At 43.0% G+C, this 10,037-nt stretch carries 10 protein-coding genes and 1 pseudogene; 6 read left to right on the top strand and 5 right to left on the bottom strand.

Features of this window, described 5'->3' with window-relative positions:
* Together ftcD and rodA are read right to left on the bottom strand one after the other, a co-directional pair.
* The coding region (gene ftcD / locus BG32_RS13085; protein ID WP_121526963.1) for a glutamate formimidoyltransferase at nucleotides 1-467 on the bottom strand (467 nt) is incomplete at its 3' end.
* A 20-nt stretch (nucleotides 468-487) separates the two neighbouring features.
* Nucleotides 488-1,576 (bottom strand): rod shape-determining protein RodA, encoded by a 1,089-nt coding sequence (rodA, locus tag BG32_RS13080; protein ID WP_099771842.1) that lies wholly within the window; start codon nucleotides 1,574-1,576, stop codon nucleotides 488-490.
* Between the two features lie 224 nt (nucleotides 1,577-1,800).
* Between rodA and panB the strand changes: the two are divergent.
* Both panB and BG32_RS13070 read left to right on the top strand, forming a co-directional pair.
* Nucleotides 1,801-2,600: pseudogene (gene panB / locus BG32_RS17215) on the top strand (3-methyl-2-oxobutanoate hydroxymethyltransferase).
* Entirely contained in the window at nucleotides 2,572-3,375 is an 804-nt protein-coding gene (locus BG32_RS13070) for a biotin--[acetyl-CoA-carboxylase] ligase (protein WP_121526962.1), read from the top strand. Before panB ends, BG32_RS13070 begins: the two are co-directional and overlap by 29 nt.
* Here the strand turns inward: BG32_RS13070 and BG32_RS13065 are convergent.
* Together BG32_RS13065 and BG32_RS13060 are read right to left on the bottom strand one after the other, a co-directional pair.
* Nucleotides 3,350-3,589 (bottom strand): S4 domain-containing protein, encoded by a 240-nt coding sequence (locus BG32_RS13065; RefSeq protein ID WP_006491924.1) that lies wholly within the window; start codon nucleotides 3,587-3,589, stop codon nucleotides 3,350-3,352. The genes BG32_RS13070 and BG32_RS13065 overlap by 26 nt on opposite strands.
* A gap of 111 nt (nucleotides 3,590-3,700) precedes the next feature.
* Entirely contained in the window at nucleotides 3,701-5,035 is a 1,335-nt protein-coding gene (locus BG32_RS13060) for a hypothetical protein (protein ID WP_121526961.1), read from the bottom strand.
* Between the two features lie 247 nt (nucleotides 5,036-5,282).
* On the opposite strand from BG32_RS13060, the gene BG32_RS13055 reads away from it, so the two are divergent.
* From BG32_RS13055 to BG32_RS13040, 4 genes are read left to right on the top strand one after another with little or no spacing between them, the layout of a single operon-like run.
* Nucleotides 5,283-6,419, top strand: coding sequence for an ABC transporter permease (locus tag BG32_RS13055; protein ID WP_099771839.1), 1,137 nt, complete (start codon nucleotides 5,283-5,285; stop codon nucleotides 6,417-6,419).
* A 40-nt stretch (nucleotides 6,420-6,459) separates the two neighbouring features.
* Nucleotides 6,460-6,993 (top strand): ribosome maturation factor RimP, encoded by a 534-nt coding sequence (gene rimP, locus BG32_RS13050; protein WP_099772280.1) that lies wholly within the window; start codon nucleotides 6,460-6,462, stop codon nucleotides 6,991-6,993.
* Nucleotides 6,994-7,014: 21 nt separating this feature from the next.
* Nucleotides 7,015-8,043, top strand: a complete 1,029-nt coding sequence (nusA, locus tag BG32_RS13045; protein ID WP_121509691.1) for a transcription termination factor NusA — start codon at nucleotides 7,015-7,017, stop codon at nucleotides 8,041-8,043.
* A gap of 26 nt (nucleotides 8,044-8,069) precedes the next feature.
* Nucleotides 8,070-8,537, top strand: coding sequence for a Fur family transcriptional regulator (locus BG32_RS13040; protein WP_121509690.1), 468 nt, complete (start codon nucleotides 8,070-8,072; stop codon nucleotides 8,535-8,537).
* Here the strand turns inward: BG32_RS13040 and BG32_RS13035 are convergent.
* Nucleotides 8,468-9,829: a ComEC/Rec2 family competence protein gene (locus BG32_RS13035; RefSeq protein ID WP_121526960.1), complete on the bottom strand. Its 1,362-nt coding sequence runs from the start codon at nucleotides 9,827-9,829 to the stop codon at nucleotides 8,468-8,470. The genes BG32_RS13040 and BG32_RS13035 overlap by 70 nt on opposite strands.
* Nucleotides 9,830-10,037 lie beyond the last annotated feature (208 nt).

The following is a 10,037-nucleotide window of genomic DNA, read 5'->3' as shown; positions in this document are numbered from 1 at the left end:
TGGTCGGAAGCAATCTTTGAAGCGAAGTTCTCGAATTCTCCCTTCCTTATGTTTGAAAGGCTAACTCGTTCGGGCGTTGATGCAGAATCCTCATACAGGTAGACCGGAATTCGAAGTTCCTCTCCTATTCTTTTCCCAAGTTTCTTTGAAAGCGCAATGCATTCTTCTTTTGTTACATTCATTACAGGAACAAGAGGGATAACATCAGTGGCGCCCATTCTTGGATGTTCACCTGAGTGATTATTAAGATCAATCAGTTCTTTTGCTTTAAGAGTCATGTTAAACAAAGCAGCTTCCACAGCTTCCGGTTCACCGGTAATAGTGATTACAGAACGATTGTGATCTGGATCGCTTGAGTAATCAAGAATCCAGACGCCTTCAATCTTCTTGGCCTCTTCTACAATCCGTTCAACAACGTCAAGTCTTCTTCCTTCACTGAAATTTGGGACTGATTCAATAAGTCTCATTTGTACCCCCTCGCAATAAGCTACTCTCTCTGCTCTTTATCATATTCGATCTCTTTCACAGAATAACTATGTACAATCCCTAACTGAAGCGCAAATAACATAGACGACGACCCGCCATAACTAACAAATGGCAAAGGGATTCCAGTAACAGGCAGGAGTCCAAGATTCATCCCAACATTTTCAACGACGTGAAATGCAAAAACTGCGAATATCCCGCTAAGAACTATTCTACCAAACTCACTGCCAGTTTTTCTTGTAATGGACCAAATCCTCCATAAAAGGAGCAGGTACAGAACAAGCAGAGTTACAGCTCCGATGAAACCGAACTCCTCACCAAGAACCGAAAAGATGAAATCCGTGTGATCTGCGGGAACATATCCCAGTCTGTTCATTGTACCCTGAAGATATCCCGTCCCTTTAAGGCCGCCCGAACCTATTGCTCTTATTGCCTGAATCGTATTGTATGCAGCTCCGGAAGCGTATTCTTCAGGATGAAGGAAGCTCAACAACCTGTCTCTTTGGTAGGGTTTTAGACCAAACATGAAAACAATAGGAGCCAAAAAGGCAATTAGAACAGTTATTGCGATCATAAGCCTGTCATATCTCTTGCTAATCAACGTCATGAAATACCATATGATCAATACAATGATTGTGGTGCCCAAATCGGGTTCTAGATATATAAGTCCCACAAAAACAAGTGTGAAAAATATACCCAGCGAAAACAATCCAAACCTGTGCTTAGCGTCTCTTGAATAAACATTCCCAAGGAAAATTATCAACGAGAATTTCGCTAGCTCTGACGGTTGAAAACTTGCTATTCCTAGGTCTATCCACCTTCTTGAAGCTTCACTAGAATCTAGATAGAGAACTGCCGCGAGTGAAACTGTCGAAAGGATGATTAATGGGAAAGATAAGCTTTTCCAGAGCTCTTTCTTTACAACATACGCAGTAAAGACGAAAACTGCACAAGAAAGCAGGACCCAGACCAATTGTCTTCCAAACAGATACTCCTCCCTTTCACCGAAAGTAGCGCTGTACAGAACGACAAGTCCAAATATCATCAAAGAAACCATGATTATCGGAAGTAAAAACTCAACTCTTCGCTTCATTACACTCTCCTCAGAGGAATAATTAATTATATAACTTTTCTTTATTCTCGGGCTTGAGGTCTTTGATTATCGATCTAACAGAACCCGTCTCTTCCTTACATGGACTTTCTTGGCGATGGACTAAAATGTATAATCTAAGTAAAGATACTAACTAGCCCCATTGATTCTTTGAAGAAGGTGCAAGGTCCTGGTAGCATCATTTCTAAAGGAGATGTGAGATTAGAATGAATGTGAGAGAAATCGTTGAAACGAAGGGTCAAAGTAAACTGTCTGTGATCTCCGCTTACAGCTATTTTGAAGCGAAGTTTGCTGAAGAAGCAGGACTGGACATGATCATAGTAGGGGATTCTCTCGGAACGCTTGTGATGGGGAAAAGGGATACTCTCTCGGTAACAATGGACGAAATGATATGGTCTTTAAAGTCAGTCAGAAGGGGAGCGGAAAATAGTTTTATAGTTGCCGATATGCCCTTTGGCTCTTATCAATGTTCCAGGGAAAAAGCCGTTGAAAACGTGGTCTCCTTTTTGAGACATGGACCAGCGCTGTCAAAATCGAAGGTGGTTTCGAGACTGCAAACCTTATAAAATATTTGGTTGATAGTGGTTTTCCTGTAATGGGTCATATCGGGATAACTCCACATCACGCAAGTTTGGTCGGAGAATATCCTGTACAGGGAAGAGACGAAAAAAGCATAAAGAGGCTGATTGAGTCTGTCAACGAATTAGAGGAGGCGGGCGTCTTTGCAATACTTCTTGAAATGGTTGTCGAGGATGTAGCGAAAAGGCTTACGGAAGATAGTTCTGTCCCCACAATCGGTCTGGGTTCAGGTCGATATTGTGACGGGCAGTTTCTTCGATGGCATGATCTACTAGGCATCAACGACGAATCGAGTCCAAGATACATTAAGAGATTTGCCGATCTTAAATCCAATATCATATCAGCACTTCGAAGATTTGATGAAGAGGTGAAGTCTGGCGTCTTTCCCGAGGAGAAAAATGCTTTTGAAGGGGCAGAGGAGATTTGACGTTTTTCGCCAGATTCACTCGGATTTTGAGGATGAAATTCCGACCATGATGGTAGGCGAAAACATTGTATCATTCTCCGAAATAGACTCAACAAATGTGTACGCCAGGAATAACCTGGACAAACTTCCCTCCGGAACCGTCGTCTGGGCTCTCTCGCAAACTTCGGGTTATGGAAGGCACAATAGTTTCTGGTACTCCAATAAGGGCGGATTGTGGTTCTCTATAGTCTTCAAACCGTCGTTGATAAGGGAACCCAATGAGTACACAAAAGTAGTTTCGGTAGCTGTCGCAGAAACGATGATCAAGATGGGTATTAATTCAGTTGGCATAAAGTGGCCAAACGACGTGCTCATTGGAAAAAGGAAAGTGGCAGGTATTTTGACCGAAGCGATCTTCTCGGGGATATCGGTAAACGCTATTGTGGTAGGCGTCGGGATAAATGTAAACAACGAACTCCCTGAAGAGATTAGGCAGATCGCCATAAGTCTGGGAATGGTTATTAACAAACACATATCACTGGAAATGCTTCTCGATAAAGTTCTTAAGAGAGTAGAGTTCCTTCGAAAAAACTATCTAATTCGAGGGAAAAACAGATATCTAACACGCAGATGGAAAAAATATCTAGCTTTTGCGGAAAAAGATGAAATAACTGTATCCCTACCCAATGGTGAAAAAATCACTGGTATAATTAATAGCATCACTCCCTCATCTTTATGCCTTGAAAGAGAAGACGGAGTGATCCTCGAGATCAACTCCGGGGAGATTCTACTCTAGTTTCCTCCACGATCTCTGACTCGAATCCCTCTTTTACTCTTACTACAAGTACTCTGTTGAAAAATCTTACTGAAACAAGATCTCCGGGCTCAACTTCCGAAGAAGGCTTTGCTCTGATCTTGTTTCTGAATACGTAGCCCTTTTCAATTGCCTGCTTGGCTACTACTCTTCGTTTGATAATTCCGTTCATTTTCAAGAATTTGTCAATGCGCAAAACTGATCTCCTATGAGTATACACTTGACTAACGAGAAGAAAATAGGTATAATTATGTTATCGAGATGTTCTTGCCCCTGTCACTCCGCTTGGCGCAGGGGCTTCTTTTTTTTACTTGATCACTATTGTGCTTCTAATACCACCTATCTCTCTTACATACTGGCTATTCACTAGAACACCACTCTCTATTTCCACTCCCATTAATCCAGTAAGTATGTAACCGGAATCCAAGAAAAGCCTGGCAAAACCTTCAGATCCAGAGAACTTCAACAGATCATTATATACTTCTAGATCAGATACTATCGCGCCTTCCTGAAGTTCTTTCGTGATCTTCACCTGGTTACTTGAAGAAACGTAAAGCCACCCGTCGCTAACCCAAATATACTGATCTTCTATAGATAAACCATTCTCATTGACGAGAATCTTGAGATCCGGATCGGCTTTTTCAAGGCGAAATTTAAGATCATCTAAGGTTCCACTGTAGCCTGCTCTCAGGACATAGGAATATCCTACCGAGTCTGTTGCTCCTGAAGTAGTTCCCTCAGAGCCCATGAGACTTGCGAATATATCGTCAACTGAGATGTTGGCATCTACCATGATTTCTCCCGTCATCTCTTCGGAAAACTCTGTGATATCCTGAGTGCCTATTTTGAGTTCTCCCAACTCTAAAGGAAGAAGTCCCAGCTGTTCGATATTTAGGTCTGAGAGAAAAGAAAGATCATTTATCTTTGCAAAGCCGGAGACGAGCGGAAGGTGGTAACCGGCTTCCAGTTCAACAACCGAAGCACCTTCAAGTGCGGAAGAGAACCTCTCTCTGGTCTCTTCAGAAAGGGGGACCGAAAGAGCCTCAGCAATCAGAATCCCCTCCTCATTCCACAGCGAACCCTTCTGAACAACATCTCCCACCGAAGAGTAGAAGTAAGCAAACCCAGGCGTTAGACCTTCAGTGACCAGAGAAAGATTAAATCCCTTTTCTGTAACTGCATACTGCTCAATATCACCAATGAAGAGGTACTCCTGATCAACGGCGATATTTAGTTCAATCTCTGAGGGTAGAAGCTGCGGAAGTATCTTTTCGATAGCCGCCTTCAACGCCTTTGGATTCTCAGTTGGTCCAAGTACAATTACAAGACGATCCGTACCTTCTGAATCTACCCAGACAGCAAGTCCGAGATCTCCATCAAAAGCCTTATATATGTCTTTCGGATCTAGGCCATTATTGTAAGCCAACATTTCGACGTACTGCGCTATCAGTTGCTCTATGGCAAGCTGATTTAATACCATATCCATGAGAACGGCTTTTTTGGAAACGTTGTAATTGTTTTCTAAATCTTCAATTACCAGTACCGTATGCGCTTGAGCTGGAAGACGTCCCGACATAGTGCCGACGCTCGCAACTGATAAAGCTCCAATAACCAGGAGTGCAAGTACCATAAATCTCCTCATTTATTCACCTCCAAGATCGTACTCTGAAATTTGACGAAAAAACCAAAGGAACAGTTCTTATTGTGATTCTACCATCTGACCGCTTAAACAAGCACAACAACGATAACGGTTCTTTCTCAAGAAGAGCAACAGCTGCAGATCCTGCGGGAAGCCGGCGTTGACATTTTGTATTTATTGATAGAGTATAATAAATGAAAAGGCTCTATAGATAATCACAGAAAGTCAATAGTGAAGAGAGGGACGTTACTTGAGATTCCTTAGACTTGTTAAGAACGATCTTCTTCTAATAGTTAAATCGAGGGCTTTTCTGTTTGTGCTTATCCTTTTGCCAGTTATTTTGGCGGCCATATCTTCTATAACCTCCGAAACGGGAGGTTATTCCGACCTAAGAATAGGAATAATAAATGAAGACAAGACTTTCATAGGTCTCTTTTTTGTGCAGTACGCGACCTCTATGCTGAAAGGAGAGAACATACTTCAGCTATCGAACAGAGAGGAGATAGACTCAGTGATCGACAAACTCGACGGGGTCTTCATAATTCCCAGAGGATTTGCGAACAAGCTTCTCTTTCAGGAACCCTCTGAACTGGTTTTCATTCCAAACCCTGGATCAATGCAAACTGCAGTTGCCGTCTATCAGGTTTTGAGCAATGTTCTGAGAGAGTTCAAAGCCCTTCCGGTTGTAGCAGATCCCGAATTCATGAAGACCGTGGAGATCGACCCGAACTACGTAGCGCCCTCTCTCAAAGTTGAAGGTATCTCCGAGTCTAAGCTAAGCTTCTCTTCACTTCTCTTTCCTATAGTTCTGGTAACAACGATTATGTTCATGACATCAATAGGAGCTGCTACGGGTATCTATGAAGACAGAAGGAACGGTGTGATAGATCTTCTCCGACTATCAGATGTGGGATCAGTGAAATATATAATTGCCAAGGCGGTCAGTTTTTTGATTTTTTCAACTGCGCAGGTTTTGATCTTCATTACGGCCGGAAGATTTTTTGGGCTTGAAATTGCGTCGAATCTGATTCTTTATGTGGTGGTGTTAGAAGTCTACATTCTCCTGTTTACATCTATAGGACTTCTCATAGGGACATTACTGAATTCTTCAAGGAGTGCTCAACTAACGTCAATAACGCTTGTCACAGCGGTATTGATTCTGAGCGGAATTCTGATACCTCATTCAATGTTCCCCGATTGGCTCGAATCGTTCAGTCGAAGTCTCCCAACTACCTCCCTCCTTGTCGTACTCCAGGGAATCTCAATGCTTGACTTCACTTTTCCCATGGTCGTTTTGCCCACTGCAATTAATCTTCTGATAGCAATCGCAATAATAATTGTAACCGGGTTTGTCGCATCTAGGGAGGACATCTCGCTAGCAGACTAAATCACGGTTAACGTTGACTGACCGAGCCAAAAGAGTTATAATGATTGTAGTTGAAATACTCCCAAAGGGAGAGGGCTTGTTTTGCCCTCTATTTTTTATTATGGTGGTGTTGTTTGTGGAGGACCTGAAGAAAGAGCTTTTCGAGCTGGCAAATCAAGTCGCAAGCAACCTGGGCTATTCGATCTATGATCTCGGGCTAGGAAGAAGAGGTAAGAAAAGACTTGTTAAGATCACGATCGATAAGCTCGATGGATATGTTTCTATAAGCGACTGTGAATCATTCTCGGCCGATTTTGGTAGAGCGCTTGATTCAGCGGACCTCGTCCCATTTTCTTACGAACTTGTTGTAGAGTCTCCCGGACTGGAACGCGCTCTAAGGGATTTGAAGGATTACGTAAGATTCACAGGTGAGAAGGCAAAGGTGATTCTCAAGGAACCCATTGAAGGGGTTTCGGTTTTGATTGGGAAGATCATCTCATGCGAAAACGACGTTGTCACTGTTGAGAGTTCCGAGAACGGTAAAGAGATAGCATTCCACTTTTCAAATGTCAAGCGCGCAAACTTAAAACTATAATTTGGACGGTGAGGTGTTCACATGAATCTCAATCTCTTGGAAGCCCTTGATCAACTGCAAGATGAAAAGAACATAGAAAAGGAAGAGGTTATAGACATACTGGAAAAAGCTCTCCAGAGTGCTTATAAGAAAAACTTCGCGTCCGAGAGCGATGTTGATGTCAGGATCGACAGGCTTACAGGCGACATAGAAGTCTTTGAAAGACTACTGGTGGTCGAGGCTGTGGAAAACCCCTCTTTAGAAGTCAAGCTGGAAGAAGCTTTGAAATTCGATTCTTCGGCGGAGATTGGCTCAACAGTTGAGAGAAAACTCAACATTAAGAAATTCAAGAGGATCGCCGCTCAAACGGCTCGACAGGTTCTTATTCAAAAGATACGTGAAAAAGAAAAAGAGAACCTCTTTGATAAGTACGTCGATATGAAGGGAACGGTGACAACTTCTGAGGTTCTTAGAGTCACTGACGAGTGGATCGATTTGAGGATAGGAAAACTCGAAACCAGGATTCCAACTAAGGAACTCATTCCCGGGGAACAGCCAAGACTGAATTCACTTATGAAAGTCTACGTTGTCGATGTCACAAAATCTGTTAGAGGACCTCGCTTACTCGTTACAAGACGAACCCCGGACTTCGTTATAGAACTCTTGAAACTTCAGGTTCCAGAAATAGCAAGTGGTGACGTAACCGTAAAGGCCATAGCCAGAGAAGAGGGTATTCGTACTAAGGTAGCCGTATTCAGTCAGAACACAAAAGTCGATCCTGTAGGGGCTTGCATTGGAGAAAGCGGGACAAGAATAGCCGAAGTCCTCAGGGAGATAAAACCCGAAAAAGTTGATATATTAAGGTGGAGCGACAATCCTGCGGAGCTTGTTGGAAACTCAATCGCACCTGCTTCAGCTCTTGAAGTGAAGGTTGCAAATATTGAAAACCGCGAGGCCACCGTCTTTGTCTCGCCAACTCAACTTTCCCTCGCAATAGGAAAAGGTGGCCAAAATGCAAGACTTGCCGCAAAGTTGACTGGATGGAAGATAGACATTAAGCCGATTATGTAACGTAGTTCGGCTTTTTGGAGGCTGTCATGAGAAATGATCAGCTCAAGGCAGAACTGAAAAAAAGAAATCAAAGAATGACGGCTCAAAGGGAATTAATTCTCAGACTTTTCCTTGAAGCTGGCACAGAGCACTTGAGTGCGGATGAGATCTATCATAAGGTTCAGGGGAAGAACTTCAGAATAAGCAAGGCGACCGTTTACAGGACGATTGAGCTACTCGCCGATATAAGGCTTCTCAGAAAGATCGTTTTTGAAGATGGAGTAGTGAGGTATGAACTCGTTGAAAAGGGTGAGCATCACCATCATCACGTAATTTGTAGCAATTGTGGTGCCGTCGTCGAATTTCATCTTGATAACCTGGAGGAACTTGAAGAGCTTGTGAAGTCGAGGACCGGTTACACCATAGAGGATCATCAACTGAAATTCTACGGCTTGTGCCCTAAATGCCAAAATGCAATGAAAAACAAGAAAAGTACAAGCAACGAAATAAAATAAGCCGGGAAGGCCTCGAATCGCATTGCCGGAATCGCTTCTCCGATGGATGCTGTAACCTTTCCCAATATGTTCGACATTGTTCTGAGGCTTCCCGATATAAAGGAACTTACCACTTCGATTCCCAGAAAATCTGATACCAATATGGATATCATGCCTATGTAAGACGGCATTACAAACATCGGAACCATTAGAATAGTCAAAGGAATTCCGACGAGAGACAACGTACCAAATGCGGTCAAAGAAAGAGGAACAATTGCCATCTGGGCAATTGCACCAACTAGAAAAGCTTGGTATATAAGGCTCTTCTTCTCGATTTTTGGCAGGAATATCAGCAGCGCAGCCGTAGCAAAGAAGCTCAGCTGAAATGAGATCGATGCAACAATTGATGGTTGAACCATCACAATTATCATTCCAGAAAGACCAAGGATATTCAGTGGATGCTGACGATAATCGATAATCCTGAATATCGAATAGCATAAAAGCATGAGAAATGTTCTCAAGGCGGAGATAGCAGGTCCTGTAGACAATGTGTATAAGAAAAGCAGGGAAATCGAAGCTATTATTCTGGAATTCCTTCCGACCATTAGGAAAGAAAGTGCGCTGTGAACTAGAAGATACATCAGTCCTACATGCAAACCTGAAACAGCGAACAAATGGGCGATTCCAAGATCAGATATCGTTCTCCTCAATTCATATTCGATGTGCTTTCTGTCACCAGTAAAGACTGCAGCGGCAATCGTATTGTCAAGTTCGTATTTTGAAAGCAGACCAGCAATATGTTTCCCGGGAAGAGAGATTATCTCAAATCTATCAATGCAGCCTTCTACTTCCGATTCGATTGTCAACAAAGGATACGTGTCGCTCCTCCTAAGCCTGCCAGCAGACCACACGATCTGCCCAGGAAAGGCAACGGCTTTTCTGTCTGACAAATCGATATTTACGGCCTGGGGAAGATAAATCCATTCGCCATCACGGAGAAGTCTACCATTACTTGCTTCGATCCTTCCCGTTCCACCTTTCGAAACATAGCCGACATACTCAACTTTTCCAGGATCGAGCATTTTCAAAGTGAAGGTTTGTACAAGGCAGCCCATCACAAAGAACAAGACCCAGGCAAACGGGCTGATTTGTTTCGAAGAGATAAGCATTACGGAAAGCGCGAGAAGGGCTAAAGAAAGCCAACCGCTATCCATCCAGATTGAAGAAAATATGATTAGCTCTCCCAGCATGGTCGCCAGAAGATAGAACAAAAAAGGAAAAGGTGTACTTCTTCGTCGGAGCGCATCGTGCATAACTAGATTCTACATCCCTTGCAGTGCTTTGTGAACAACGTGTTCGATGATTCACATGTGTTAGAATATTAGCGTTGAATGTTCCTGGAGGTTTTGAGGTGAGACAGTTTTCTTTTGGCGGGCTGACGCTGGTGGGTTACTATGGATATGATAACCTTGGCGACGATCTTCTGTTGCTTTCATCACTATCCCTGATCGAAGAGATAGA

The organism is Mesotoga sp. HF07.pep.5.2.highcov (genome assembly GCF_003666285.1).
GTDB classification, from domain to species: domain Bacteria; phylum Thermotogota; class Thermotogae; order Petrotogales; family Kosmotogaceae; genus Mesotoga; species Mesotoga prima.
The sequence above is the reverse complement of the archived record's forward strand: the minus strand, read 5'-3'. Positions and strand labels throughout refer to the sequence as shown.